This is a genomic window from Acidobacteriota bacterium, from assembly GCA_009838525.1.
GTDB lineage: Bacteria > Acidobacteriota > Vicinamibacteria > Vicinamibacterales > UBA8438 > VXRJ01.
The window spans coordinates 99,068-125,378 of record VXRJ01000032.1; the positions used below are offsets into that span (position 1 = coordinate 99,068).

General features: G+C 67.1%; 22 protein-coding genes. 9 read left to right on the forward strand and 13 right to left on the reverse strand.

Annotation, left to right across the window (positions count from 1 at the left end; translation table 11 throughout):
* Positions 1-3: 3 nt before the first annotated feature.
* The 3 genes from F4Y45_13795 to F4Y45_13805 form a co-directional block, all read right to left on the reverse strand.
* Positions 4-1,677, reverse strand: coding sequence for a PQQ-dependent dehydrogenase, methanol/ethanol family (locus F4Y45_13795; protein ID MXY25574.1), 1,674 nt, complete (start codon positions 1,675-1,677; stop codon positions 4-6).
* The gene (locus F4Y45_13800) at positions 1,677-2,495 is read right to left on the reverse strand and encodes a c-type cytochrome (GenBank protein MXY25575.1); all 819 of its coding nucleotides are present in this window, start codon (positions 2,493-2,495) and stop codon (positions 1,677-1,679) included. Before F4Y45_13800 ends, F4Y45_13795 begins: the two co-directional genes overlap by 1 nt.
* Positions 2,496-2,623: 128 nt before the next feature.
* Positions 2,624-3,304: a nuclease gene (locus F4Y45_13805; GenBank protein ID MXY25576.1), complete on the reverse strand. Its 681-nt coding sequence runs from the start codon at positions 3,302-3,304 to the stop codon at positions 2,624-2,626.
* 323 nt (positions 3,305-3,627) lie between these two features.
* Between F4Y45_13805 and F4Y45_13810 the strand changes: the two genes are divergently transcribed.
* Together F4Y45_13810 and F4Y45_13815 are read left to right on the forward strand one after the other, a co-directional pair.
* Positions 3,628-5,307 carry a hypothetical protein gene (locus F4Y45_13810; GenBank protein ID MXY25577.1) on the forward strand — a complete coding sequence of 560 codons (1,680 nt, stop codon included), beginning with the start codon at positions 3,628-3,630 and terminating at the stop codon, positions 5,305-5,307.
* A gap of 5 nt (positions 5,308-5,312) precedes the next feature.
* Positions 5,313-6,092, forward strand: a complete 780-nt coding sequence (locus F4Y45_13815) for a hypothetical protein (GenBank protein ID MXY25578.1) — start codon at positions 5,313-5,315, stop codon at positions 6,090-6,092.
* A gap of 14 nt (positions 6,093-6,106) precedes the next feature.
* Here the strand turns inward: F4Y45_13815 and F4Y45_13820 are convergent, their stop codons facing one another.
* The 3 genes from F4Y45_13820 to F4Y45_13830 are packed head-to-tail and all read right to left on the reverse strand — an operon-like array spanning position 6,107 to position 10,143.
* Positions 6,107-8,209: a hypothetical protein gene (locus F4Y45_13820; protein MXY25579.1), complete on the reverse strand. Its 2,103-nt coding sequence runs from the start codon at positions 8,207-8,209 to the stop codon at positions 6,107-6,109.
* Positions 8,203-8,922, reverse strand: a complete 720-nt coding sequence (locus F4Y45_13825) for a hypothetical protein (GenBank protein ID MXY25580.1) — start codon at positions 8,920-8,922, stop codon at positions 8,203-8,205. The genes F4Y45_13820 and F4Y45_13825 overlap by 7 nt, the downstream gene beginning before the upstream one ends.
* A 21-nt stretch (positions 8,923-8,943) precedes the next feature.
* Positions 8,944-10,143 carry an aminotransferase class V-fold PLP-dependent enzyme gene (locus F4Y45_13830; protein MXY25581.1) on the reverse strand — a complete coding sequence of 400 codons (1,200 nt, stop codon included), beginning with the start codon at positions 10,141-10,143 and terminating at the stop codon, positions 8,944-8,946.
* A gap of 262 nt (positions 10,144-10,405) precedes the next feature.
* Here F4Y45_13830 and F4Y45_13835 point away from each other — a divergent pair, with 262 nt between their 5' ends.
* The 5 genes from F4Y45_13835 (at position 10,406) to F4Y45_13855 (ending at position 15,373) form a co-directional block, all read left to right on the forward strand.
* The gene (locus F4Y45_13835; GenBank protein ID MXY25582.1) at positions 10,406-10,714 is read left to right on the forward strand and encodes a hypothetical protein; all 309 of its coding nucleotides are present in this window, start codon (positions 10,406-10,408) and stop codon (positions 10,712-10,714) included.
* A gap of 20 nt (positions 10,715-10,734) precedes the next feature.
* Positions 10,735-11,106, forward strand: a complete 372-nt coding sequence (locus F4Y45_13840; GenBank protein MXY25583.1) for a hypothetical protein — start codon at positions 10,735-10,737, stop codon at positions 11,104-11,106.
* 49 nt (positions 11,107-11,155) lie between these two features.
* On the forward strand, positions 11,156-14,101 hold the full coding sequence (locus F4Y45_13845; GenBank protein ID MXY25584.1) for an FAD-binding protein: 2,946 nt from the start codon (positions 11,156-11,158) through the stop codon (positions 14,099-14,101).
* A gap of 65 nt (positions 14,102-14,166) precedes the next feature.
* Positions 14,167-14,415: a zinc ribbon domain-containing protein gene (locus tag F4Y45_13850; GenBank protein MXY25585.1), complete on the forward strand. Its 249-nt coding sequence runs from the start codon at positions 14,167-14,169 to the stop codon at positions 14,413-14,415.
* Between the two features lie 82 nt (positions 14,416-14,497).
* Positions 14,498-15,373, forward strand: a complete 876-nt coding sequence (locus F4Y45_13855; GenBank protein ID MXY25586.1) for a hypothetical protein — start codon at positions 14,498-14,500, stop codon at positions 15,371-15,373.
* Positions 15,374-15,421: 48 nt separating this feature from the next.
* Here the strand turns inward: F4Y45_13855 and F4Y45_13860 are convergent, their stop codons facing one another.
* The 3 genes from F4Y45_13860 to F4Y45_13870 all read right to left on the reverse strand — a co-directional run bounded on the left by F4Y45_13860 (position 15,422) and on the right by F4Y45_13870 (position 20,014).
* Complete coding sequence (locus tag F4Y45_13860; protein MXY25587.1) at positions 15,422-17,335, reverse strand: hypothetical protein; 1,914 nt, start codon at positions 17,333-17,335, stop codon at positions 15,422-15,424.
* Positions 17,336-17,652: 317 nt separating this feature from the next.
* Positions 17,653-19,359 carry a GMC family oxidoreductase gene (locus F4Y45_13865; GenBank protein MXY25588.1) on the reverse strand — a complete coding sequence of 569 codons (1,707 nt, stop codon included), beginning with the start codon at positions 19,357-19,359 and terminating at the stop codon, positions 17,653-17,655.
* Positions 19,349-20,014: a gluconate 2-dehydrogenase subunit 3 family protein gene (locus tag F4Y45_13870; GenBank protein ID MXY25589.1), complete on the reverse strand. Its 666-nt coding sequence runs from the start codon at positions 20,012-20,014 to the stop codon at positions 19,349-19,351. The genes F4Y45_13865 and F4Y45_13870 overlap by 11 nt, the downstream gene beginning before the upstream one ends.
* Before the next feature lie 166 nt (positions 20,015-20,180).
* Here F4Y45_13870 and F4Y45_13875 point away from each other — a divergent pair, with 166 nt between their 5' ends.
* Positions 20,181-21,326 (forward strand): 4Fe-4S cluster-binding domain-containing protein, encoded by a 1,146-nt coding sequence (locus F4Y45_13875; GenBank protein MXY25590.1) that lies wholly within the window; start codon positions 20,181-20,183, stop codon positions 21,324-21,326.
* Between the two features lie 176 nt (positions 21,327-21,502).
* Positions 21,503-22,435, forward strand: coding sequence for a hypothetical protein (locus tag F4Y45_13880; GenBank protein ID MXY25591.1), 933 nt, complete (start codon positions 21,503-21,505; stop codon positions 22,433-22,435).
* Between the two features lie 22 nt (positions 22,436-22,457).
* On the opposite strand, the gene F4Y45_13885 is transcribed toward F4Y45_13880, so the two are convergent.
* From F4Y45_13885 to F4Y45_13900, 4 genes are all read right to left on the reverse strand, one after another.
* A complete protein-coding gene (locus F4Y45_13885; protein ID MXY25592.1) occupies positions 22,458-23,900 on the reverse strand; it encodes an aminotransferase class V-fold PLP-dependent enzyme in 1,443 nt (480 codons plus the stop codon).
* Between the two features lie 39 nt (positions 23,901-23,939).
* Positions 23,940-25,247 carry a 6-phosphofructokinase gene (locus F4Y45_13890; GenBank protein MXY25593.1) on the reverse strand — a complete coding sequence of 436 codons (1,308 nt, stop codon included), beginning with the start codon at positions 25,245-25,247 and terminating at the stop codon, positions 23,940-23,942.
* A 10-nt stretch (positions 25,248-25,257) separates the two neighbouring features.
* The gene (locus F4Y45_13895; GenBank protein MXY25594.1) at positions 25,258-25,545 is read right to left on the reverse strand and encodes a hypothetical protein; all 288 of its coding nucleotides are present in this window, start codon (positions 25,543-25,545) and stop codon (positions 25,258-25,260) included.
* 125 nt (positions 25,546-25,670) lie between these two features.
* The gene (locus tag F4Y45_13900; GenBank protein MXY25595.1) at positions 25,671-26,309 is read right to left on the reverse strand and encodes a hypothetical protein; all 639 of its coding nucleotides are present in this window, start codon (positions 26,307-26,309) and stop codon (positions 25,671-25,673) included.
* Positions 26,310-26,311 lie beyond the last annotated feature (2 nt).

The window sequence follows — 26,311 nt, forward strand, 5'->3', positions numbered from 1 at the left end:
GACCTACTCCTCGCGCAGCGCGTAGACGAACAACCCGTTGCCGGATGCCACGGCGACGTATTGCCGGCCGTCAATCGCGTAACTGATCGGGCCGTTCGCGATCATCCCGCCGAGCGACCGCATCCAGAGCAGGTCGCCGGTCCGCGCGTCGAGCGCGTGGAAGTAGCCCTCACGGTTGCCGGTGAAGAGCACGTCGGTCGCCGTCGTCAGGATACCGCTGCTCGTGACGTCGGTCATGTCGTACTTCCAGCGTTGCTCGCCGGTCGCCGGATCGATCGCGATGACCGCGCCGGTCCCCGTCGCCTCGGTCCAGGTGTTGATGTGGCCCCGCGCCAGATTCGGCAGCGCGCCGCCCGGGATTGGCGGGGCCGGCCGGCCGCCAAGAAAGACGCGACCCTCGACGTACTCCGCCTCTTCCGCCTCGAAAACCGATCCGTAACCCTCCCACGCCGACAGATAGAACAGGCCCGTTGACGGGCTGTAGGACGGCGAGTACCAGTTGGTCCCGCCCTGAACGCCCGGGTAGGTCGTCGCGCCGGGGGGCTGCGGCGTGAAGATCGGCCGGCCGTTGTCGTCGAGGCCTTCGGCCCAGTTGAGCTCGATGAACGCCTGACCGTTGATGAACTGCCCCGTCTCGCGGTTGAGGACATAGAAGAAGCCGTTCCGGTTGCCGAACAGCATCAGCTTGAGCGTGCTGCCGTCCTGGGCCGGGAAGTCGACGAGCACCGGCACCTGGACGGAGTCGTAGTCGTACGGATCGTTCGGCGTGAACTGGAAGTACCAGTCCAGTTCGCCCGTATCCGGGTCGAGTGCGACCACCGAGTCGGAGTACAGGTTGTCGCCGGGCCGCTGCGCCGGGTTCCAGTCGGGCCCCGGGTTACCGATACCCCAGTAGATGAGGTCTACGTCCGGATCGTAGGAGCCCGTGATCCAGGCCGACGCGCCGCCGTAGCGCCACGAGTCGCCGCCCCACGTCTCATGGCCCGGCTCGCCGGGGCCGGGGATCGTGTAGAACTTCCACACTTCCTCGCCGGTCTCGACGTCGTAAGCCGAGATGAAGCCGCGGATGCCGAACTCGCCCCCCGCCACGCTGACGATGACCTTGTCCTTGACGATGAGCGGCGCGAGCGTCAGCGCGTAGCCGGCCTCGGGGCGCTCGACCGCGGTCTGCCAGATCGGCTGGCCGCTGATCCTGTCGATAGCGATGAGCTGCGCGTCGATCGTCCCCATGAACAGCGTGTCGCCCAGGATCGCCACGCCCCGGTTGACCCGGCCGCAGCAGGGGCGCGACTCCGCGGAGGGCGTGTACTCGTAGCGCCAGAAGACGCGGCCATGCTCGGCATCGACCGCGTACACCGTGTTCGGCGCCTCGGTGAGGTACATCATGCCGTCCACGACGAGCGGCGTCGTCTGGAACACCTGTAGCGAGCGCGCCTGGAACACCCACTGGAGCTCGAGCCGGTCCACGTTGGCCGGCGTGATCTGATCGAGCGTCGTGTAGCGCTGGGCCTCGTAGTTCCCCGAGTAGGTGAGCCAGTTGTGCGGTTCGTCCGCCGCGTTGAGCAACCGCTCGAACGTGACGCCACCCTCCTGCGCCTCCGGCGTGGCGATGGCGAACGGCAGCGAGACGATCAGCAAGGCGGCCGTTGCGGCCAGCGCGCGGGTCGTTGCGGTCATCAGTTGATCCCCCTCAAGGTGAGCAGGAACGCCAGCACGTCGGCACGCTCCTGATCGGTCAGCGTCTCGGCATAGGACGGCATCGCCGATTCAGTCAGGATGGTGTACTCGCGCAGGTCGTCCTTCCGGAGCGACAGCAGCCGCTCGTTCTCGTCGATGATCTGCACCGAGTACGTATCCTCGTTCAGCCGCCGCCCGTTGTAGCGCGTGCCGTCGTTCGTGACGATGCGCACGGAGCGGTTGATCGGCAGCATCGCCTCGGTTGGATTCACCAGCGACGCGGCCAGCGATCCGGCCGTCCGTATCGTGGCGATCGTGCTCAAGTTGGGCGCAACCCGCGATCCGTCGCCGCCGATCCGGTGGCAACTGGCGCAGTCTCCCTTGCCGTTGTAGATCGCTGCGCCGCGTGCGGCGTCGCCGGTCATTGAACCCGCCGGATCGAAGTCGCCCATCGTCCGGAGGTAGGCGACCAAACCGGTCAGCTCGGAGGCGGTATAGTCGCCCGCCAGCATCGCGGTGTCCGGAATGCCGTTCGAGATCACGCCCATCAGCTCCTGATCGGAACTCGCGTTGCGGAACTGCCCGCTACGCAGGTTCACGCCGTCCACGACGTCGCCGTCCGGCCCGTGGCAACTGACGCAGTTCGCGCTGTACACCTGCATTCCGAAGCTGATGTCCGCCTGCAGGTACTCGCCCGCATGCGCCTCCTGCGCCGCCGCACCGGTGGCCGTCATTTCCGCCGCAGCGCCGACCGCCACGACGAATGCCAGCAGGCTGGCCGCGGCTGGGACGCGCCGTCCAAGTGTTCGTGGTTTCACGCCATCCTCCCTCGCTCGGTTTCGGTCCGGGTGCCGACCATTCTACCGCCCGCGCGCCCACGAAACCCTGCCTCTAAGCGGTGGTTCAGCTTGCGACTCCACAAAGGGGAGACGGGGCGACCGTACGGCTACTCGCAGACAACCCCGTCGCCGTCACCATCCCGCATGTACGGGTAGGCAGGATGGCCGCGTCGGACTGGCGCGATGCCATGCGCACGCGCTTCGGCACAGGAGATGCGGCCGTTGCGGTTGTCATCCCACACCGCAACAGAGAGTGGAAGTCCTGAAGCCGTCTGCAGGTCTCCGGCCTGATCTCCCCACAAACCGCGACGCGCTTCTCGCGCCTCGCGTTCGTACCGCCGGAACTCCTCGAGGTACTTGAACGGGAATCGCGTGTAAGCGTGTCCGTAGCCCTGACGGATGATCTCCGCGTTGATTAACGTTCCATCGAGCAGACGGACGTAGGCCAGCGTCCGCCCGTACCGGTCTGTGCGCTCCCAGTCGTACTCCAGGCGCACGCGCTTCCCCTCTAACGTCCGTTTCGTGAAGGCGCTCGCCTCTCGGCCGAAGAACTCGACTGGCCTGCGCGGGTCTACGGTCTCCGGAGTATCAACTCCTATGAGTCGTATTCGCCCCACGCCACGGACGATGATCGTATCGCCGTCTACTACCCGTTCGACTTCATACTCCCGTGTTGACTCCTGCGCCGCTGCTTGATTCTGCGTGGATGCCAGTTCGGCCGCGGCCGCCAGCCCAACCGCGCACCACACAGAAGCTGTACGTTGCCCCCACGAGTCGCGCCTCGTCATTGCCGACCATCCTTCCCCAGCTAGGTGTCAAGGTCAACGTTACCGTCAGACGATACCGCGTCCTGCTCGACGGACGTTCCGCGACGGATTCCCGTAGAGGCGCGTTTTCGCGCCGGCTCTCGCGGTCCCGCAGTTCGCTTGACACCGCGGCTTTGGCCTCAAGATGATTACTGCCCGGTCAAGACAACACAAGCAGGATGCGGTCACAGGAAGGCGTACAGACGATGCAGACAGCCAAACGAGCGACGTCCAACATCCGCAGCGTCTTGTGGAGGAATGGGCGGTCACCCGACAAAGATCTCCCCGAGGGCACGGATACGAGCGTGCTTGAAGACGACATGGCCACAGTTTTCCCGTCGGAGGATCAACCTGCCGTGCCTGATGCGGTTCCCCCACGAGGAGACTGGGACCATCACCCCGCCACGGAACGGCAGCTCCGGTACATCAAAGTTCTGGGTGGCGACTCGTCCGGCGTCAGTAGCAAACGGGAGGCGAGCGACCTCATCAACCGACTGCTGAGGATGAGGGGCCGTTGGCCGCTCGATCCGGAGCTGTTGGCGCAGCGGGGTGCTAGGGCCGGCGCCGAGACCAATGGAGAGTGGAGATCTGCGCACGTCAGCTTGCTCGCCAGCTTGAGGCTGGATCTCCAAGAATACGTTGACCATAGCTTGGGCAACCTCCGGGCCAAGCTGAGCGATCCACTCGGACCGGGTGGCTCTAGTCAGTCTCAGGGTCCCAACGAGATGGTCCGCAGGGCGGAAGCGGAGTTGAAGCAATTAGAGTTGTGCCGGAAGTGGAGGCAACCTCTGGGTAGTCTGACCTCACTGAGCACGGCTGACGGTTCTTCACCCATGGACCCGGAGCCAGCACACGTGGCCGCTTCGGCACCCGCGAACCCGAGCGACGACGCGAGAATTCACTGGGCGCGCTGGCTCGGCCTGATCGCCGTCTTTGCTGTCTTCGTCGTCATTGAGGCCGCTGCAAATATTGGACTACTCATGGATGCGCTGGCAGGTGGAGCGCTGGCAGCCTTCCTTCTGGCAATCCTTGTTTCTATCGTCAACGTCGGGGGATTCGGGATCAGCGCAGGGCTGTTCCTGTCGTGGCTGCGCCGCCAATTCGGCAAGACGAGGCACGGACTATACCAGGCCGCCTGGGGATCTTGGATGGCATCCGCCTTCGCATTCAACCTCGTTGCGGGCCGCCACAGAGAAGCGTATGCGCTTGTGGTCGAGCAGATCAGGCAGAATCCGACTGCCCCGGTTCCGGCTGCTCGGGATCTGCTCCCTGAGGTATCGTTCAATCCCCTCACGTGGGAATTCCAGGCGTTGCTTTTTGCACTGCTGGGAATGTTCCTCTGTGCCCTCGGGTGCGCCAAGGGATTCACCTTCATACAAGGGCAAGCGGACAACTCGCAAGCCGATGGCGGAGCTGAGAACGACGAAGACGTTGGGCAGGGCGAGTCTGCGGACGGTCACGGCGTGTCCGAAGCCCCGCCTCCCCAAGAGCGCCAACTCTTCGACGCATTCGCCTCGCTGCCGCAGCGCTACCAGAGCAGGTTAACGAGCGACCTGCGACGCGAGGTTGCCGACTGGTACAGAGCACTAGACCACGAGCGTCGCAACTTGACGACCCTGCTTGAGATGTTGAAAGACAAGCCAAACCGGCAGGCATGCGTGGACGCCGCGGAGCACGCGTTCATCGTGGCGCACAACAGCAACTACCCTGACAAGGTTGACGTCCAGAGCGTGGAAGCTCATCGCCTCGAGAAACACCCCGAACCACTCGCCGTAACGGCGTCCGATCCGCAGGTCATGGATGAGGCGGGCGCGCTGGTCACTGAGTGGAGAGAGTCTGGACAGGCCGCCTTCGACAAGCAAGTCGCAGCCGCAAACGAGAAGATCGCTGCTAGCTGGCACAACTACAAGGCACTCGTCCTCGGCAAGCCAGAGCGGCTTACCTCCAATGAGGATGCGGAGCCGCCCGCAACGCCGCGGAGTTGATCACGATGTCCGGACAGAAGCCCTGGACGGTCGTGGTCGCGGTTCTAGGCATCTTGGCGTCGCTCGGTGTCCTCGTCGGAATCGGCTACGCAGCATGGTATGCCGACGGGCTGATCGTCCGTCCTCCTGATTACTGCCCGACAGGTAGCTATCCTCAGGTTAGAGAGGGTATCGAGGTACCCGGGCACACGGCGATCCTGATTGACACGTCGGACGAGATTTCGGCGACCGATGCGGGACTGGCGTTTGAGAAGATAGTTGGCTGGACAAGGGACACGGCACCGTGGCTGCAGCGGCTCTCCATCCACGGGCTGCCGGAGTCGGCAGGCGACCGGGTCGCGCGCCGCCATGGTACTTGGTGCGTCCCAAAGCGAGGCGCCGACGCCAACATGATCTACGAGAACCCGGTCTATGTCGAAGCCCAGTTCCAACGGTTCCTGGCGACCTTGCAAGACATGTTCCGAGAACTCGTGCGTCGCGAAGAGGCCGCTCAATCCCCGATCGTGGAGACAATTGCGAACTTGATTGAGGATCATGAAGATCTGGATTCCGTCTTGCTGGTGTCGGACATGCTGCAGAACACCTCCCTTTGGAACCACTACACCAAGCAAGGCGACACGCCGGGTATCCGGTCCGAGTGTCAGAGGATTACCAGTTCGGGTCGGTTGAAGACTGTGTACGTGTACTACATCGACCGGAAGCGTCCGGGGGTTCAGGCGGCGGAATGGCCAGACCCTTGGTGGAGCCACTGTCTTGGCACCGTACAAACCGAAATGCTCAATTGACGTTCAGCTAGCGCCTACTCGCAGACGACACCGTCGCCGTCGCCATCCGTCATGAACGGATAGGCAGGATGGTCGCGACGGACCGGGGCGATGCCGTGCGCGCGCGCCTCGGCGCACGAGATGCGGCCGTTGCCATTGTCGTCCCACGGCAGGCGATCGGCAACTGGCTCGGGCGCGGCAGGAGCGCTCGTGGGCAGGGTGGATCGAGGCGACCGGGCCCTCCCGGGCCGTGACGGTTCCGCGGGCCGCCCGCTGAACGGCTGCGCGTAACCCTGACGGATGATCTCCTGGTTGACGGACGTGCCGTCCAGGAGCTCGATGTCACCAAGGAATCGCCCGTAAGCGTCCACCCCCACCGCGCTCCAGCGGACGGGCCGGTCCTCGAACGTCGCCTGGACCCAGTCTCGCGCTCGATCGCCATCGGGACGGCCTAGCTCCGGCGCGTCCAAACCGCTGAAACGGACGCGGAACCGCCGGCACGCGCTGGCGATGTCGGCCGTATCGGCGTCGATCACGCGTTCGATCCGGCCGTCGGTCCGGGACGGGGGCGTCAGGGTAGCGAAGGAACCCACGTCGTCGGGAGGATACGCGCCGCCGAACAGCGCGAACAGCAACAACGCACCCGCCGTCGCGCCGATGGCGGCGCCCGCGAGCCGGCCAACACTGGAGAACTCCGGCCCGAAAGAACCGTTAGTGCGGACGGGACGTTCGGCGCCGGCGTCGATCCGGCCGGCCACGTAATAGGTGGCCAGCGCCACGGTAACCGAGGCGACCAGCGCGACCGCGATGCCGCCAAGCGTGATCAACGGCAACAGCGGTGCGGTCCGTTGTTCCAGCGACAGCCAGTCGACCAGCGTCACCTGGTAGCCGGAATAGAAGAGCATCGTCGGCACGAGGAAGAAGCCCATCAACTGGGCTCGCCGGACGCCGAACAGCAATGGGATCAGGCCCACCGCCGTCGCGCAAATCAGAATCACGAGGCCGCCCGCACCCAGAAGCGCCAGTGTAAGCACCGCCAGGAAGGCGACGACACTCCAGTTGAGGCCGGTCTGGTCGACCGCCTGGAACCCGGCGGCGACGGTGGCGCCTGTCCACCACATGATCACCGCCGCCACGATTCCTGCGGCGATCATGAACAGGGCGATCCACCCCAGGTCGGCCGGGGAGACGATGCCGCCCAAGACTTGCTCAACCGCGATCGACGCGCCACTCCGACTCCGCCCTATCAGGTATAGCGCGGCGATTGCGAAGAGCGCCTCTGAGGTATTGAGCGACGACGTGGTTACGAGGTAGGCCCGGTCCTGTGCATCGCGATCACCGTGCCGTCCGAACCCCCGCTCCAGCAAGAGAAGCAGCGTCGCGGCGTTCGCGGCCCCCAAACCGGGCAGTACGCCAACCAGCAAGCCAGCCAGTCCGCCCCGCACGCCCGGCCAGGCGACACCCCGCGCCGACGGGTTGGCCGGCACGTCCGGCGGTGGTGGCGGTTCTCCGGCGCTGGTCGTGGCAATCGCGAACAGCAGCCCGGCGACGCCGAACAGGCCGGCCAGCGCCGGGAACAGCGCATTGACCGGCGCATCGAGGCCGCCCGCGACGAGGGGAGATCCGAACACGGCGACGCCAAGAAGCCCGCTGGCAAGAAAGACGACGAGCGACCAGCCACGACGCGAATCGCTCACGATCAGAACAAGCGACACCCCGGCCAGAACGAGGAACATCCAGGGACCGATCGCCTCCTCCGCCGCGCCGATCAGGTTGCCGAACCCCAGAAGGGCGGCAACCACGACGAGGCCGATCGCAAGCCCCAGCGCGCTGCCGGCTACGGACAGCCGCAGCGCCAGTGTCCCGCGGCCCTGCCGGACGAGTCGGTGCCCCGGCAGCAGGGCGAACGACTCGTCCCCCGGGACGCCGAGAAACAGCCCCGGCACGACATCGAAGAAGGTGTGGGATATCGCCAGCGCGCAGGTGAACGCCAGCAGGGCGGAGTATTCGATGCCTAACGACGCGCAGCTTGCGCTGCTCGCGAGCAGGAGCGCCGTCACCGTATTGACGTGAATGCCCGGCACCAGACCGGTGAGGATGCCGGTGAGCGCACCGAGCAGCGACGCGGCGATCACCATGCGTCGAGGGGGAACGCGCGCCGCACGTTGAATGACGGCGCTCCCTGGAACATCTCGACTTCCGCCGTCACCAGGAAGGGATCGTTCGACAGCAGCAGGTCGACCTCGCAGTCGGTCTGTTCGCCCTGAAACAGGATTCCCTCCACCGGCGGGCCCGCCGCGCCGGCGGGCTCACCGGCATCGGCAAGCGTCAACCGCAGATGTTCCAGGCCGGCCCGGCTCTCGAAGAACTCAGCGTCAACGGCGACGACCGGACCGATCAGCAGCGTCGCGCCGACCTGCTCCGCGGCAGCAGCAGCGGAAACGGGATCCCCGGGCAGGTCCAGCACTTCTACGTGCGGCGCCGACAGCGGACGGATCTGCGGCTGCCCGGCATACATGCCCAGGTTGCCGGTGACACGCACCGCCTCGCCACGCACGGGCTTCAGCGGCAGGCAGCCGAGCGACGGAAAGACCGGCACGTCCACGTAGAGGTCCTCCGCCGGATCGTGGGTCTCGATGATCACGATCCCCTGTCGGGTCGCTCGCACGGAGATGACCCGGCCTTCTAATCGGAACGTCGCCCCGGCGTGGCGCGGGTCCACGATGTGCGCCGCCGTCAACGCTGGCAGCAAGCCGAGCGATTCCGAGTAGACGTAGCGGCGGTTGGTAATGAAGAGGACCGTGAGCGCCACCAGCGCCGCCACGGCAACCGGGTAGCGCAGACGTGTCATCGCGCTGGCTTCACCACGGGGTTACGCCGGCGCCGGCTCGATCGGAGCAGGCTGTGCGCACGCCGCAAGATAGGTCATCGCCGCGTCGACACCGCCCGCCTGGTGCGGGATGGCGGCAAGGCCGAGACCCATCTCGATCCCGGCGAGCGTACCCATGAGGCTCAGGTCGTTGAAATCACCCAGGTGGCCGATACGGAAGACCTTGCCGGCCAGCTTCGTCAGGCCGATGCCGAGAGACATGTCGAAGCGGTCCAGCACCGTGTCAATCAGCACGTTGGCGTCGTAGGCGGCCGGCGTCATGACGGCGGTGATCGACGAGCTGTAGGCGGTCTCGTCGAGACAGAGCAAGTCGAGGCCCCAGGCGCGGACCGCGCGCCGGGTCGCTTCGGCATGGCGGTCGTGACGGGCGAAGACGTTCGGCATGCCCTCGTCATCGAGCATCCGGAGCGCTTCGCGCAAGCCGTAGAGCAGGTTCGTCGGCGGGGTGTAGGGAAAGAGTCCGTTCGCGTTGGCCCCGATGATCGGCGACCATTCCCAGTAGCTGCGTGGCAGGGTCGCGCTCTCCGCGGCGGCGCGCGCCTTTTCGCTTACCGCGTTCAGCGACAGGCCGGGCGGCAGCATCAGCCCCTTCTGCGATGCGCCGACCGTGACGTCGACGCCCCATTCGTCGTGGTGGTAGTCGATCGACGCGAGCGACGAGATGGTGTCGACCATCAGCAGGGCGGGATGCCCCACCGCGTCGATGGCGCGCCGCGCCGACGCGATGTCGCTCGTTACGCCGGTCGAGGTCTCGTTGTGGACGACGCAGACCGCCTTGATCGCCTGGCCGGTGTCGTCAGCCAGATGCGCTTCGATCGCTGCCGCGTCGACCGGATGCCGCCAGTCCCCGGGCAGGAACGTCGGCGCGAGACCGAGGCGGAGCGCTATCTCCCGCCAGAGCCTTGCGAAGTGACCGGTCTCCGCCATCAGCACGCGGTCTCCCGGCGAGAGTGCGTTCGCGAGCGCGGCCTCCCACGCGCCGGTGCCGGACGCCGGGTACAGCACCACCGGCTGGGTAGTCCCGACGACCGGACCAATCCGTTCGAGGACCTCCCCGGTCAGGTCGCGGAACGCCGGGCCACGATGATCGATGGTGGGTGCCGCCATGGCCCGCAGGACCCGATCCGGCACGTTGGTGGGGCCCGGAATCTGCAGGAAATGACGACCGCTCCGATGTGTCATGGCTCGTAATCCAGCAGTCCGTGGTGAAACCCCCGCTACATTCGAGCGGCGATGCCTCCCGGCTGAACGGTGTTGCTCCTCGGTCGAATATGGCCAAGCCAATATACTCCCTCGTCGCGCCCTGCCCGCAATCGGGTTCTATACTCCACCCGGATAGCCGACCTTGTGCGTGACCTGGAAGCGTGGATGAAGACCACCAAAGAGGCCTGCTGACGCGGTGACAGGGGGACGGCTCGTCCGGGACCGCATTTCGCGCACCGACCTGGCGCGCCTGGCCGAGGACCAGTTCGGGGATTGGATCAAGGCCGTGGTCGACGTGTCGCGTGGGATCATGGCGATCGCGGGCGATCTGCACGCCGACGATGAGGCGACACTCCTTGCCGATGGATCACGCCAGCAGGACTTGTGGGGAATCAACCTGTACCCGCTGGAGTCCGGGGAAGATTGGATCGAGTTCGATTCGATGATCAACCTGCGTCCGAGCCAGGGAAACCGTTCGCGCGGCGTCGACGACGAACGAACCCGGGGGCGCATTCGGGAGGTTGTCGAATCCCTGGTTCTGACCGACTGACCTAATGGGGCGACCCTGAGGTGACCAGGCTTCTGCACCGCGGCGCGGCCGAGAGCTGGCCACGAATGGAATTGGTCGAGCAACTCGGGAACGTCGGGACCGAAGTGGAACGCGCGATTCGAGCCCACCAGGCGGGGCGGACGGATCGCTTTGACAATGCGCTCGCGCGAGCACTGGAACTGTTCGACCTAACTGCCGCCGACCCCCGGTGGCAGGGTCACCGCTGCCAAGAGATCCTGCGGGCTAGAGAAGAAGTCTGCCGCCTCTTCTTCGATCCCAACGTCCCGTCGGATTCGGCTCGCGGACTCAGCCGGTACTTCTTCGGATTCGCGTGGGCCGCGCGCGCCCTTCACCATCGCCGGCAGTCCGGCCGTAGCGAGCCTGCGCCTTAGCAGCCCGCGACACGTCGCTTTCGCGCTTTCTATCTATACTGCGACCGGGATGGCCGACCTGCAGCGCGACCTCGCCGCGCGCCTCGACGGCGAGGTCCGGTTCGACGCCGTCTCACGCGCGCTCTACTCCACCGACGCCAGCGTCTACGAGATAGCGCCGCTCGGCGTCGCCATCGTGCGGTCGCGCGACGACATGCTGGCCGCCATCGCCTGCGCCCGCGCGCATGGCGTCTCGATTACGGCGCGCGGCGGCGGCACGTCGCAGGCGGGGCAGGCGATCGGCTCCGGTCTGCAAGTCGACACGTCCCGCCACTTCAACCGAATGCTCGAGGTGAACGTCGACGAGCGCTGGGTGCGCGTCGAGCCGGGCATCGTCCTCGACGAACTGAACGCGATGCTGGCCCCGCACCGCCTCCGCTTCGCGCCCGACATTTCGACGGCAAGCCGCGCCACTATCGGCGGGATGATCTCGAACAACTCGAGCGGTGCGCGATCCGTCCGCTACGGCAAGACCATCGACCACGTGATGGACCTCCGGGTTGCCCTTGCGGACGAATCGATCGCCCACTTCCGGCCACTGGGAGCCCCGGAACTCGACGCCGCGTGCGCGGCAACGACCCACGAAGGCGAGTGCTACCGGACCGTCCGCCGCCTCGCCGCGAGCCACGCCGCCGAGATCGAGCGGCGCTACCCGAAGATCCTCCGACGCGTCGGGGGCTACAACCTCGACGCATTTGTCCGCAACGAAGAGGGCGGGCCGGGCTCGACGTACGACACGGACCCCTTCAACCTGTCGAAGCTGATCGTCGGATCCGAAGGCACGCTCGGACTGATCGTCGAGGCGCGTCTCAACCTGGTGCCGCTCCCGAAGGCGAAAGCGGTGCTGACCATCGAGTATCGGGACCTGCTCGACGCGCTGGGCGACACGCCCGCCATCCTCGAACATGACCCGTCGGCCGTCGAAGTGATGGACCACTGCATCCTGGACCACGCGCGCGAGAATCCCGCCCTGGACGCGATGCGCCGCGCCGTGATCGGCGACGACTGCGGCGCCCTCCTCTGCGTAGAACTGTACGACGAGAGCGCACGGGCGCTCGTCCCGCGCCTGAAGCAGCTCGAAGCAGCGGTCCGCAAACTGGGCAACGCCAGCCGCACCCGGCGGGCGACGGAGCCGGCCGATCAGGCGCGCATCTGGAAGCTCCGCGAGTCGTCACTCGGGCTCTCCATGGCGATGAAGGGCGACGCGAAGAGCATTTCGTTCGTTGAGGACACCGCCGTCGCTCCGGAGCGCCTGCGCCGCTTCATCGAACGGTTCCTCGCAGTCGTGCGCAAGCATGGCACCACTGCCGGCGTCTATGCCCACGCGTCGGTCGGCTGCCTGCACGTTCGCCCGGTCGTGAACCTGAAGACAACCGACGGCGTCCGGCAATTCGAGGCGATCGCGAACGAAATCGCCGATCTCGTGCTCGAGTTCGGCGGGGCCCTCTCGGGCGAGCATGGAGACGGGCTGGTGCGCGGCCCGTTCATGGAGCGGATGTTCGGCTCCGAGCTGTACGGCGCGTTCCGGACCATCAAGCGGACGTTCGATCCGGAAGGGATCTTCAACCCCGGCAAGATCGTGGATGCGCCGCCGCTCTCCGCGAACCTGCGCTACGGCGCCGCCTACGTCACGCCCGACCCGCCCGCGGCATTCGATCACACCGGGCACGGCGGCCTCGGCCGGGCCGTCGAGATGTGCAGCGGCGTCGGCGCCTGCCGCAAGACCCTGACCGGCACGATGTGCCCCTCGTACATGGCGACGCGCGACGAGGCGCACTCGACGCGTGGACGCGCCAACGCGCTGCGCCAGGCCATGAACGGCGCCCTCGGCAACGGTGGACCCCGCGAGCTCGGCCTGGGTGATCGGGGTGTCCACGACGTGCTCGACCTCTGCCTGGAGTGCCGCGCCTGCAAGACCGAATGTCCTACGGGCGTCGACATGGCCCGGTTCAAGAGCGAGTTTCTCCACGATTACCACCGCCGCTACGGCACACCCCTTCGCGCCCGCGTTTTGGGGAAGATCCACGAACTCTCCGCCGTTGCGAGCCGGCTGGCGCCGGCGCTCAACCCCTGGCTGGGCAGCGGACTGGTCCGTGCGATGAACGAGCTGCTGTTCGGCATCGACCGGCGGCGTTCGCTCCCCGCGTGGGCGGTAACGACGTTTCGAGAAGCCTGGCCGGCGCGTACGGACGACGGCAGCGGCCACCCCGCGGGGGGCGCGCGCCGGCGCAGGGAAGTGGTCCTCTTCGCCGACACGTTCACGAACTACTTCGACCCGGACGTCGGCCTGGCCGCTGCCGACGTGCTGGAAGCCGCGGGGTTCAGCGTCCACCTCGGCCCCGATGCCTGCTGCGGGCGCCCCCTCATTTCACAGGGCCTTCTCGACGAGGCGCGCGAGCGGGCAGCGTTTGTCGTGGGCCAACTGCACCCGATCGCCGCCGCCGGCACGCCGATCGTCCTGCTGGAGCCGAGCTGCCTCTCGGCCCTGATCGACGACGCGCCCGACCTGCTGCGCGGTGAGGCGCAACGACAGGCCCGCGAGGTGGCCGCCGCCTGCGCGTTGTTCGAGGACTACCTCGAACGGGCGCTCGAGGATGGCCGAGCCGTTCTTCCCGTGCGCGCGGGCCCGGAACAAATCGTCCTCCACGGCCACTGTCACCAGAAATCACTCGGGCTGGTCGCCCCCGCCAAGGCGCTTCTCCAGCGGATTCCCGGCGCCACGGTAGCGGACCTCGACAGCGGCTGCTGCGGCATGGCGGGCTCGTTCGGCTACGCGAAGGAGCACTTCGAGATCTCCCGGCAGATCGGTGAACGCGTGCTGCTGCCGGCCGCCCGCGACCTTCCGGAGAATGCCGTGCTCGCGGCCGCCGGGACATCCTGCCGCCATCAGGTTCACGACTTCGCGCAGACCGAGGCGCTCCACCCGGCCGTCATCCTCCGCGGCCTTTTGACATAGATCTCGGGCGCCGCGCACTCCGCTTGACCCGCCCCGCGGCGCCGATCCACACTCCCGGCAGTTCCATGCCGATTTACGAGTTCCGATGCCGGGCCTGCGATCGGCAGTTCGAGGCGGTGGTTTTGCCGAAGAGCGATCCCGCCTCCTGCCCCGTCTGCGGTTCGGCCGATCTCGAGCGCCTGATCTCGCAGTTCGCGGTGAGCTCGGAAGGCACCCGCGCGACGAACCTCAAGTCGGCGAGGAAGGCGGCGGCCAAGATCCGCCGGGACAAGCAGGTCGCCGAACACGAAGCGATCCACCACCACCATCACTAGCTGGTCATCGGCCGGGGCGCAGACACCTGCAGGACGCCGCACCGCGGTCGCCAAACCCGGGAGCGTCGAAGGAGCACACACCATGCGTACCACCATCAACGTCGCTCTTGCCGTGACTGCCGGCCTGTTCGCGACCGGCCCTGCCGCCGCGCAGTCTGCGACCGACATCCACCCGCCGGACGGCCTCCGCGCCAACCGCACCTCCTACAGCGCAATCATGGACGTGATCCGCGAGTCCGGCGACCAGGGCACGGTCAGCGACGCCGACCTCGAACGGCTGCGCGGCATACAACTCGAAGACATCTGGCGATCGCTCGGCGGCTACCGCGCCAACTACGTCCGCGGATTCCGGTCCACGCAACCGGGCCAGCGCATTGCCGGACGCGCACTCACGATGCGCTTCCTGCCGCCGCGCCCCGACCTCGTAGCCGCGATTGATACGCTCGCCGCCGAAGGCGACTGGGACCGCCGATACTACGCGCGCGCCTCCGAGGAAGCCCGACCGGGAGACATCGTCGTAGCCGAACTCGGCGGCGCCGACGGCCACGTGCTTTTCGGCGGCATGGGCGCCCTCGGCATCAAGCTGCGCGGAGCCGCCGGTGTTGTCGTCGACGGTGGCAGCCGCGACCTGGCCGAACTGGTGGGCGACCAGTTCGCGGACTTCCCGGTCTTCGCCCGTTTCTTCGACGTCACCACGACGAGCTGGCTCGGCGTCGAATGGAACGCGCCGGTGCGGATCGGCACGACGACCGTTCTACCGGGGGACGTGGTCGTCGCCGACGAGACGGGCATCCTCTTCTTCCCACCCGCGCTGGTACCGGAAGTCCTGCGCGCGGCGGAAGAACAGGCAGACGTGGAGGAATACGAGCGCGACCTGCTGCGCTCCGGCGAACACCCCTTCCGAGACGTCTACCCCCTTTCGCCCGAACTCCGGCGCGAATACGAACGCAACCGCTAGCGCGCCGCGCCCGGCGCGTTGTTGAAAGTTCCTCGCGCGCCCAGCCACCTACGTGAGGTTCGTGCGGGCGTGTGCGGGCATGGAAGCGACAACCACCTGCGCCGTATCGACGTCCCAGAAGTAGTAGATGCGGAGGCAGCGGGTGCGGTCCCGCGTGTTGCCGCCGTTCTTGATGTGCCACTCGATGTCGACGTTGCGGCCATTCCACTTCATGGGGCTGAAGGGGAGGTCGGCCTCGCCACATGGTTCGTTGTAGAAACCTTCGAGGACGGGCACACGGGGATTGCCGCCACCGTTGCGACGGCGATCGCGATAGGCGGTTGCGAGCCAGACAAGGCAGCGGGCCGCCTGCTCGACATCGCGGAAATCGGGATCCTTGACCCCGCGGCGGGCAAGCGGGGCAAGCACGAGCCTGCCGGCCAGCTTCTCTTCGACCCAGGGCGTCAATGCGGCCCAGGAAGGCGGAACCGGCTCGAACGAGGGAGTCGCCTCTTGCCTGGTGAGCTCCGCCAACCGCGGCAGCTTCCCTTCCAGGTCCCTGATGCGGTGGCGTAACTGATCCCGTTCGGCTTCCACCTCGGCAGCGTGCGCCAACGCCTGCTCCTCGTGCGCACGGGCGGTCTCCATACGGTTCACGGCTTCCGCAAGATCCGATTCCGCCTGCGCCGCTCTCGAAAGCGCCTGCGCCTCCGCCTCAGCCGAAACGGCATCCGCCTCGGGCCCACCGGGCGGCCCCTCAGAAGGCCGAACGCGCAAACCCCTCCATTCGGCGGCGTAGTCGCGGCAGGGATCAAACGGCTCCCCTTTTGGACCTACGATCTCGAGGCACCGCCGGCTGGCCGCGTGCGCCTCCCGCGTCGCCGTGGCGACGGCGTCCAACAGTTCCGCGGCGCGCCCGTCAGCGTCGACGTGAGCCTGCACGCGCGCCATCCCATCCGCCTTCCCGTCACCGTCATCGGGGGTTCCTCCGGTGTAGAGGGCGAGCAGTTCGTCACGCAACGCGAGCCGGCGGTCCTCCGCCTTCCGCCACGATTCGGCAGCGCCGTTCAAGTCCTTGCTCAGGCGCGCGACGTCCTCGCGGAACGCTGACAAGTCGATGGTCTCCCGCATGAGACACGACAGGCGCCACTGGGCGTCTATCTGCTGCAGGGCGGGCCGGAGCCACTCGGCGCCGGTCTCGTCGAGCACCCGTGCGAGCGCGTCCCGCACACCGCCCATGAGGTCGTTCGCCTGGAGTGCGGTCGCCGCTGGCCCGCGCAATTCGTCGAGTCTTCCTACCTGTTCGCACAGGGTCTTCAAACGGCGCGGTTGACGGGGATCTTCCACCAGAATCGCCACGGTACCGACGACGGCGCGGCAGGCATCCGCCCACGTAGCAAGTACTGTCGCGTGGTCGACCACGCCGTTCGGCACTTCCGCGGCGAAACCGGCCCCGGGCATTGTCTCGTTCTCGCCGACTCCCGTCACATCGAGCAGCGGCGCGAACTCATCACCAATTGCCTCGACCGCGCGCCCCGCCCATTGCAACAGCCGCGCATCCTCGAGCAGCGTGGCGACCGCGAAGATCGCCAGCGGAACGGCCTCTTGCACTTTCGGCGCCAGCGCTGCCCAATTGCGGACATCGTCCCGCAGATCGGACAGCACCGCGAGGGCCAGATCCTGCCAATGCGGCGGGCCGAAGACCGAATCGACGATACCCGGGAAGTCGGCGAGCGCGGCCTCCGCGCGTGCTTCTTCCAGCGGCCGGTCGAGCAGATTCGGGTCATAGGCAAGCAACGCTTCGTACTCGAGCGACGGCGGAATGCGGCCGTGACTCTCCTCGCCCATCTCGATGCCTGCCTTCCAGAGCGCCAACCGCTGGTCCGGCATTCCGTAGAAACGGAGCAGAACCTCGCGTTGACGGTCCGCGGTCTGCAGATCCTTTAGGTCCGGTGACCAAATGTCGGGAACGTGCGCGCGCACCTGCCGGATGATTCGCTCCTGCTGCCTTCGGTTCGCGATCCCAAGAAGACGGGTGAGTCTCGTGCGTCCGGCGTCCGGATCGAGGAATGTGGCGGGAAGCCCCGCCGGTATGGGTAGGCGCTTCCTGTGAAAGGGTACTTCGGTACCCTCCGGTGCACGCGGGACCGGTACTGCCCGCGGATCTTCCGGTGTGACTGTGGCGTTTTCGGCCGCGGAATCAGCGGCGTCGGCGCGGAGTGCGGTCTTGCTGTGCTCGTCCATCTCGCATGCCCCCCAGTGGCGAATGCGGATGGGAAAGCAAAGTTCATGCCGTCAAGTCAGCCGGCGATCGACCCCCACGACTCGGCAAGATGCGCGGCCGTCCGCCAGGCCAGCGCCTGGGCGGTCAACGTCGGGTTGCGGGCGCCGCTTGTCCCCATTACCGAGGCCCCGAGGATGCCCAGGTTCGGCACCTCGTGCGAGAAGCCCCAGCGGTCGACGACGTTGGCCTCCGGGTTGTCCCCCATGCGCGTGCCGCCGTACGCGTGTGTGGACGGACCCATGGTGCCGAGACCGGAGCGAATGACCTCCGTGGCCCCGGCCGCGCGGAACCACTCCTCCATCCGGTCCTGCATGAAGGTGGCTATTCGGCGCTCGTTGTCGTGAAAATCGGCGGTTATCCGGCAGACCGGGTCGCCGTACGGGTCGGTCACCGTCGGGTGCAGGTCGAGGTAGTTGCCCTCGTAGGGCAGCGTCGTCTTCTGAATGTAGGTATTGCACCAGCGGTCCGCGTTCTCCTTGATGAACGCCTTCCAGTCGGCGCCCCAGCGCGGTGCGCGGCCGAACGTCGGCATCCGCGCGGCAGCAATTGGGCGGCGGTCCGAGTAGACCCACAGATTGCCGCCACCTATGAAGTCGACATCAGAGTGATCGAAGTTGTCGTCCGCCCAATCGTCGATCGCTACGCCCTGCGCCGGCAGGCCATACCAGCGGTTCAGCCGGTACGGGAAAAGCGCGGTGACGCCCGCGCCGGTCGCATGCGTCATGTAGTGGCGACCTACCTGCCCCGCGTTATTCGACAGGCCGTTCGGGAACGCGGGCGATTTCGACAGGAGCAGCAGGCGCACGTTCTCGTAGGTGTAGCCGGCGAGCAGCACGACGTCGGCCGGCTGGACGTAAGTCTCGCCATCCTTCACGTACGAGACGCCCGTCACGCGTCCGTTGCCATCCACCTCGATGCGGCGCACGTGCGCGTGGGTCACCACCTCGAGCCGCCCGGTCTCCTGCGCGCGGGGTATGGTAGAGACCGCCGTCGAGTTTTTCGCGTCGAGATGACAGCCGCCCCGATCGCAGAAGCCGTGGTAACCACACGCCGCACGGTCCTGGTAACGAACTGAGTTGACGGCGGCGGGACCGGGGAACGGATGCCAGCCGAGGCCGCGCGCCGCCTCCGCCATCTGATCAATGAAGCCGGTCCAGCGTAGCGGCGGCATTGGGTACGGACGGCGCCGCTCCCCTTCGAACGGCGAGCCGCGCTCGTCCATCACGCCGCCAACGTTGCCCGCCTGCCCGGAGACGCCGATCGCGTACTCGACCCGGTCGTAGTACGGCTCGAGTTCTTCCAGGCCGAAGGGCCAGTCCTCCACCGTCGTGCCGGCCGGCAGACGCGACGTCCCGTAGCGGCGGGCCGTCTCGCTGACGACGGCGAAGTCCCACTGGGGCAGCCGCCAGCTCTGCGCCCAGTAGTGGAGCGTGGTGCCACCCACCGCGTTCATCATCGGGTGGAGCGGTCCACGGGGCGAATCGGGCGCAGAAGCGTTCCGTCGATGAACCGGAATCTCGCGGTTGGCTTTCTGCGCCGAGTCCGGCCAGCCACGGTAGTTGTTGTTCAGCTCGTCCGGCGCATGGTCGCTCGCGCGCAACCAGCCACCCGCCTCGAGCGCGACCACGTCGACGCCCGCCTCGGCCAGCGGCAACGCGGCCACGCCGCCGACAGCGCCGATGCCGACCACCACGACGTCGCGCCGCTGCAGCTCAACCGCCACCGATCCTCCTTGCGCGGGCCGCGGCGAATGCCGGGAAGTCGTAGGCGGACACCTGCCGTGCCGGCGGCATCCGATCGATCCGCTGCAGGTCGGGCGGAACGCTGGTTCGCAGGCCCGGGTAACCGAGCAGCTCCCAGCCGATGAAGTCGGCGTTTCCACCGTAGGCCGGGTCGGAGAACGTGCCCTCGATGGTATGCGTGCGCAACAGTTCGAAGAACGCGGATGCGCTCGGCATGAAACCTGTCGCGGCATTCGATTCGAGGGCCGCCAGCAGGCGGTCCTGAACGGAGGCATCGAGGGCGCGAAAGCGCGCACCTCGTTCGGCCTCTGCGTAGCGATCAAGCGCGGCGAGGCCTGCCCGGTACGCCGGAAGCGATGGGGCAAGCGCGCCAGCCAGGGCACGGTCGATATAGCGCGCGGCGCCCGCTTCGAGAGCACCCGGGCCCGCAGCGTCCGAGGGGATCAGGCGGCCGACGACCGCCTCGAGGTTGGCCCCTTCGGCTTCCGTAAGCGTCTCGAAGGGGGTCCCGGACTGGGTCCCCATCCGGGTGGCCGCCGCACCCTGGCCGGGCAGGACGGAAGGCCAGGTTAGCGCGGCGCCAGCCACAACCGTCCGCTTCAGCATCTCGCGTCGCGTCAGGTCCCGGGATGGCATCTCGGCTCCCGCCTACCGTATCACGGAGCCGTCAGGGTGGCCTGTGGTACGATCACCCGGCGTCGGGCCGGGGTTGCGTCTGGCCAGGGGCTATCTGATACGGTTGACCTGGTGTCGCCCGGACTCGGGCCATACGACGCAAGGACTTTCAACTTGGGGCAGCACTATGAATGACCCAAAGACCCGATATACACCGGCTACGGACGCGAAACGTGTGAAGTACGTCAGGCGGCTGGACAAAGTGTCCAACATCCCGCCCGATCTTCTCGAGCGCCTCGAGCCGGTCACCCGTGAGTACGTGTTCAGGGCGAACGACTATTACCTGACCCTCATCGACTGGAACGACCCGGACGATCCGATTCGTCAGCTCATCATCCCGCGCGAGGAAGAGCTGCGCGAGTGGGGCAAGCTCGACGCCAGCAACGAGCAGTCGGTCACCGTCGCCCACGGCGTGCAGCACAAGTACATCGACACCGTCCTCCTGCTCTGCAACGAGGTGTGCGGCGCGTACTGCCGCTACTGCTTTCGCAAGCGGCTCTTCATGGACGACAACGACGAGGTGACGAACGACGTCAGCGCCGGGCTGGCCTACATCGCCGATCATCCGGAGGTGACCAACGTTCTCCTGACCGGCGGCGATCCGCTCCTGATGAGCACGCGCCGCCTGGTGGAGATATTCGATGCGCTGCGTGGCATAGAACATGTCCGCATCATCCGGATCGGATCGAAGATGCCCGCGTTCGACCCGTGGCGCGTGCAGCGCGACGAGGAACTGCAGGCCGCGTTCCGGAAGTACTCGACGCCGGAGCAGCGAATCTACCTGATGGCGCACTTCGACCATCCGCGCGAACTCACGCCGGAAGCAATCGCGGGCATCGACACCTGCATCCGGAACGGTGTCATCTGTGTCAATCAGTGCCCGATGATCCGCGGAATCAACGACGATCCATACACGCTCGCCGACATGTACGAGACGCTGTCGTTCATCGGCTGTCCGCCGTACTACCTATTCCAGGGGAGACCGACGGCGGGCAACGAGCCCTACGAAGTCCCCATCGTCGAGGGATGGCACATCTTCCAGAAGGCGCTCAGCCTTGGCTCCGGACTGGCGAGGCGAGCCCGCTTCGTCATGTCGCACGAGAGCGGCAAGGTGGAGATCCTGGGGGTCGACGAGGAGCACATCTATCTCCGCTACCACCAGGCGAAGGATCCCGACGACCTGGGCCGCTTCTTTGTTCGACGGCGGGACGATAGCGCGTACTGGCTGGATCAGCTCGAACCGGTCGACGCAGCGCTGGCGCTCGGACGCTAGGAGCTTGCGCCGTAGCAGTTTCGCGCCAGCGAAACTTCACAACGCGCCCGCAAGGGCGCGCAAGAAGCCGGCCCCCACCCGGGGGAACGTGCATGCCCGCTCGCCGGGGCCGTTATTCGAAAATCTATGCGCGCGGGCGGTTGCAGTCTGGCCGCGCGTCGGTTAACGTCTGAGATATGGACAGACAGAGACTTACCCTTCCGGCGGTACTGCTAGGGCTCGCGATCCTCACGGCGGGTTGCGCCGAGCCGCCCACGGCCCAGGTGGATGCCGCGAAACAGGCGCTCGGGGCGCTTGCCGGCGATGCGGCGACCTATGCGCCCACGGCGTACTCGACGGCCGAGAACGCAGTGGCGGAACTCGACGCGGAGCTGGCGACACAGGAAGCGAGCTTCGCGCTCCTCCGCGACTACGAGCGGGCTATCGAGTTGGTTGGGGCGGTCGAAGCAGCCACGGGTCAGGTTCGAAACGCGATTTCAGCCGAACGGCAACGGCTGGCCGACGAAGCGAACGGGCTCGTCGCCGACGCGAACCAGACCATCACCGACACTCGAGCATCGATCGCCGAGATCGACGAGGACGATTTGGAGGAGGGCCAGACGGAGGCGTGGGAGGCGGATCTCGCGGACGTGTCCACGTCGCTCGGGGAGGTGGCAAACCTGATCACGGCCGATCAACAGGCCGACGCGCGCCGGGAGGCCGAGGCTGCCGCGGATGCCGCAAGCTCGGTCGAAGGCGCGGTGACGGCGTTCGCAGCCGAACTCGAGGCGGCGCGCCAGGCCGCGGCCGAACGAGCCGCGCGCGGGGAGGTGACCATCCCGCGCTCGGTGATGGTCAATGGCCAGTCTCTGGGCGCCGGGATGTATCTCCTGCGACTCGCTGAGGAAGCGCCGAACGCCGCCGGACGCTGGGTCGAGTTCGTCAGGGAGGACGAAGTAGCCGGACGCGGGCTGGCCGTCGTCATTCCGGATGCCGACATTAGCGAGGTCGAGAAGAGTCCCGGGCCGCGGAACGAGGCGCGGGTCATGGAGTTGAGGGAAGGCGAGTACGTCCGCGTGTGGCTCAACCGCGACGGCACGAACTACCTGCTCCACCTGCCGACGTCGTAAACGCGCGGCCCGCCCGCGCCCGTTAGCCCGAAGCGCCGGTCAGGCGCTCCAGCGTGTCGATCAATGCGTCTATATGGGTGGCGTGGGTACGGAACACTTCGACGCAGGGGCGAAGCCAGAAGTGGTCGTTCAGCCAGCTTCCGGTGACGAAGACGTGTCCGTCGGCATGGATCGCATCCTGCAGGTCGAGCGTCGCCCGATCCGCCTCCTCCTCTGAACTCCCGGACGGACGCCGCCGGAAGCACATCGTGGAGAGTTCCGGGGGCGGACCCGTCTCGAAGCCGTCCAGGGCGTCGATGCGCTCGTGCAGGTAGCGCGTCAGCACCACCTTTTCCTCGAGCGCGGCGGCGAACGGCGCGGTGCCGTGCAGGAACAGCGGAAAGAGCATGCGTAGCCCACGAAAGTGCTTCGTCAGCTCGATCGACTGCTCGGACGGAGACGGATCGGCTGTCTCCGACTCCACCAGGTACGGCGCACGGAAACGGAGGGCGTCGAGGTGCGCGGCGTCGCGGACCACGACGGCGCCGGCGCCGTACGGTACGAAGAGCGACTTGTGCGGATCGAGCACGACCGAGTCGGACTGCTCGATCCCGCGGAAACGCGGCCGGAAGGCCTCCACCAGCATGTAGAAGCCGCCGTATGCGGCGTCGACGTGATGCCACAGGCCTTCAGCGCGTGCGATGACGCCGATTGCCTCGAGCGGATCGATCGCGCCGCTGTTCACTGTCCCCGCGGTGGACAGCACCAGCCAGGGCGTCAGGCCCTTTCGTCGATCCTCTACCACGAGACGCTGCAGCTCGTCCGGCACCATCCGGCGCCGCGCGTCGACCGGCACGGTACGCCAGGACGCCTCGCGCAATCCGACAATGTGCAGCGCCTTGGCCGCCGCGTAGTGCAGCTCCTCGGTGGCGTATACGACAAGCGCCGGAATCTCTGCCGACGCGACCCCACGGGCGTCTCGCGCCGCGAGGATTGCGGTCAGGATGGCCACGCTCCCACCCGACGTGAGCACGCCGCCGGCGGACTCTGGGTAGCCGACAAGATCCGCGATCCAGCGCACCATCCGATGCTCCGTGCGCGCCGCGCCCGGACACGCCGGGGAGTACCCGGCGAAGGTGTTGGACACCGCGGCCAGGTAGTCGCCCAATGCGCTGGCGAAGAGGCCGCCGCCCGGCACCCAGCCGAAGTCGCGCGGATGCGCAGGGTTGACGCCCTGTCGCTCCACCTCCGTGGTGACTAGAGCCAGCAGCTCGTCGATCGAGCGCCCTTCAGGGCCGAGGTCCAGGCCACGCATCGCGGCGCCGTCGTCCGGCGTCCAGTACGCCGGTCCGGTCTCCAGGGCCTCGAGGAACCCCTCGGCATGCTCGACGACCGCCGTCGCCAGACGGCGACGCTCGTCTGGGCCCGGCTCCAGCGCCGCCGCCGCACGGCGCAAGGCCTCCGCCTGGTCTCTCAGGTCGCGCATCCGTCTCGACGGGAGTGGTCCGGCAGCCGCCCAACGGCGTCAGGCAGGGGCCGCCTCCCCCGCGCCGGCGGGCGAAGGAAAGTGGAGCGGCACCGGCTCGTGCCGGGTCAGGTAGCCGAACTCCTGTCGAAACTCTTCCGGCGAGATCCCGACGGTGGCTGCCAGCCGCGAGAGCTGACGGGCGTCGTCGAAATCCTCCCGTCGCAACCGCAGCATGTAGCGATGCGCAATCCGATAGCGCGTCGACCAAAAATCGACGAGCCGCACGCGAAAGCGCCCCTGCTTCCGGTCGATCAGCTCGTCGAACGGGATGGGCACGAACTGACCCGCGTCGATGGAGACAAGGTCCGCGTTTCCACCCGCCAACAGGTGCCGCGCCGCGCAAAAGCCGAGGTCGCGCGTGTACTCCATGTCCGCCGGCACCGGATCCGCGCTCCGCAGCTCGTAGCCGATGTTCTTCGCCACCGTGGTCGCCTTGAGCCCGAAACCGGCGAGGCGTCTGGCCACCTGGGCGCGGAGGATCTCGCCGAGATTCACCTCGGCGATTCGGACATGGCCATGCTCGTCCCGCTCGACGTCGGCGAGCTCGCCCAGATCCTCTTGCGCGATATGGAGGGCCAGTCCCTCCGCGATCACGGCCACACCATCGCGGCGGCCCGTGGCCAGGCGCTGAATGATCGAGCCGGCGAGCGAGTCCACCACCGTCCGAAGGGGCACCCGCCCCTGTCGCCACTCCTCGGGGATCAACGTGATCGTCGCGCCCGCCGCCTTGCCGATGCCGAGCGCGAGGTGCCCCGCCTTCCGCCCCATTGTGATGACGAAGTACCAGCGCGACGTCGTCTTGGCGTCCATCATCAGGTTCTGGACGATCCCGACGCCGACATGGCGCGCCGTCTGGTAGCCGAAGGTGTCGATGTGCGGCGGCAGATCCAGATCGTTATCGATCGTCTTCGGGACGTGGGCGGTACGAATGCGCCCCTTCGCCTTCCGAGTGACTTGCATCGCGGAGAACGCGGTGTCGTCGCCGCCGATGGTGATCAGTTGCGAAACGCCCAACTTGATGAGCGACCGGACGGTTGTCTCGAGCAACGCCGGATCGCTGGTCGGGTTGGCGCGTGATGTGCCCAGCACGGATCCGCCCCGGAAGTGGATCCGGCCCACGTCCTCGATCCCGAGCGGTTGCGCCCCCGAAAGATCTCCCGTCATGATCTCCTGGAACCCATTCCGAATTCCAACCACCCCGACTCCCGCGAGGCGACTTCGGATGGTCGCGGCGCCGATAACGCTATTGATTCCGGGCGCCGGGCCGCCGCCAACCAGGATGGCGAGCCGGTTGGGTTGACTCATGCCGCAAATGCTACTCGCAGGCGGGCGCCAGATGGGTGATGGAGACCAGGTTCAGGCGCGTCCCGGTGTCGTCCTCGATCAGCATGCCCTTCGCCCAGACCTTGTGGCCGACGTGCCGTGCGACGCCGAACTCGTCGAGCGTGCCGATCAGCGCTACGCGGCCCTCGCCGAGCGGCGCTCCGGGGGGTGGCTCGGGCGGAATGCGATCCTGGATGACTTCCGGTTCGGTGACGCGCGCAAGCTGGAAGCCGTTCGCTTCGTCGCCCTCTACGCACCCCACCATCATCATGAGCGGCATTGGTTGGCCTGCGGCGGGCGCCAGAACCGGACCCCCTGCGGACGCCGGGAGCAAAGCGCCCGCTCCGACGATGCTGACGGCCAACCCCGCCGTTGCGAGGGCGCGGCGCCTGTCACCGGCCATCGTCAGTCGCGCCCCGATACGCCGGGCGCGTCCTTGCGCCACCAAGCGTTACCGAAGTTCGTGAAAGGCCCGCCGTCCACCGAGATTCGCGCTTCCACGCGGTAGTGGACCGGCGACACCAACCGTGTAACCAGGCGCAGCACAACCTGGCTACCATCCGCCTCGAACGGAGCGGACTCGTAGTGGATGGTGTAGAAGCCCCCCAGGTCACCGCCTATCCGGCCCGCCATCAACCGCGTAGTGCCTCGACCGTCGGCCTCCTGGCGGACGAACGCGCGTTGGCCTTCCAGGTAGATGATGGTGGCCGAGACCTGGAACGGGCCGTCCGGACCCTCCGCTTCTATCGTCGAGCGGTAGTTCCGGCCGTCGCCGCCCGGATGAAAGGTCTCGATGCCGGTGATCAGGCCGCCGGTACCGAGGGGGCTGTCGGGAACCCGCCACTCGAACGTCCACTCGCCGGGAAAGTACGCGTCGTAGTCGAACGTCGGCACCTCGTCACCCGCCTGCGTCGGGCGTCCCAGATCGGGAATCTGTCCCTGCGGCAGGGGGCGGTCGGGGGGCTGTGCCACCGCCGCGGGGGGCAGATGCAAGAGCCCCGCCATCAGGAGCGTGAGGGCAAACGCCACGGACGCGCGAGACACCG

Excerpts from the sequence above, each read along its gene's own strand:
- F4Y45_13885 (MXY25592.1), bottom strand. The coding sequence starts at position 23,900 with ATGCGCGACCTGAGAGACCAGGCGGAGGCCTTGCGCCGTGCGGCGGCG.
- F4Y45_13870 (MXY25589.1), bottom strand. The coding sequence starts at position 20,014 with ATGCCATCCCGGGACCTGACGCGACGCGAGATGCTGAAGCGGACGGTT.
- F4Y45_13805 (MXY25576.1), bottom strand. The coding sequence starts at position 3,304 with ATGACGAGGCGCGACTCGTGGGGGCAACGTACAGCTTCTGTGTGGTGC.
- F4Y45_13850 (MXY25585.1), top strand. The coding sequence starts at position 14,167 with ATGCCGATTTACGAGTTCCGATGCCGGGCCTGCGATCGGCAGTTCGAG.
- F4Y45_13825 (MXY25580.1), bottom strand. The coding sequence starts at position 8,922 with ATGACACGTCTGCGCTACCCGGTTGCCGTGGCGGCGCTGGTGGCGCTC.
- F4Y45_13795 (MXY25574.1), bottom strand. The coding sequence starts at position 1,677 with ATGACCGCAACGACCCGCGCGCTGGCCGCAACGGCCGCCTTGCTGATC.
- F4Y45_13895 (MXY25594.1), bottom strand. The coding sequence starts at position 25,545 with ATGCCGCTCATGATGATGGTGGGGTGCGTAGAGGGCGACGAAGCGAAC.
- F4Y45_13830 (MXY25581.1), bottom strand. The coding sequence starts at position 10,143 with ATGACACATCGGAGCGGTCGTCATTTCCTGCAGATTCCGGGCCCCACC.
- F4Y45_13815 (MXY25578.1), top strand. The coding sequence starts at position 5,313 with ATGTCCGGACAGAAGCCCTGGACGGTCGTGGTCGCGGTTCTAGGCATC.
- F4Y45_13820 (MXY25579.1), bottom strand. The coding sequence starts at position 8,209 with ATGGTGATCGCCGCGTCGCTGCTCGGTGCGCTCACCGGCATCCTCACC.
- F4Y45_13880 (MXY25591.1), top strand. The coding sequence starts at position 21,503 with ATGGACAGACAGAGACTTACCCTTCCGGCGGTACTGCTAGGGCTCGCG.
- F4Y45_13855 (MXY25586.1), top strand. The coding sequence starts at position 14,498 with ATGCGTACCACCATCAACGTCGCTCTTGCCGTGACTGCCGGCCTGTTC.
- F4Y45_13845 (MXY25584.1), top strand. The coding sequence starts at position 11,156 with ATGGCCGACCTGCAGCGCGACCTCGCCGCGCGCCTCGACGGCGAGGTC.
- F4Y45_13875 (MXY25590.1), top strand. The coding sequence starts at position 20,181 with ATGAATGACCCAAAGACCCGATATACACCGGCTACGGACGCGAAACGT.
- F4Y45_13890 (MXY25593.1), bottom strand. The coding sequence starts at position 25,247 with ATGAGTCAACCCAACCGGCTCGCCATCCTGGTTGGCGGCGGCCCGGCG.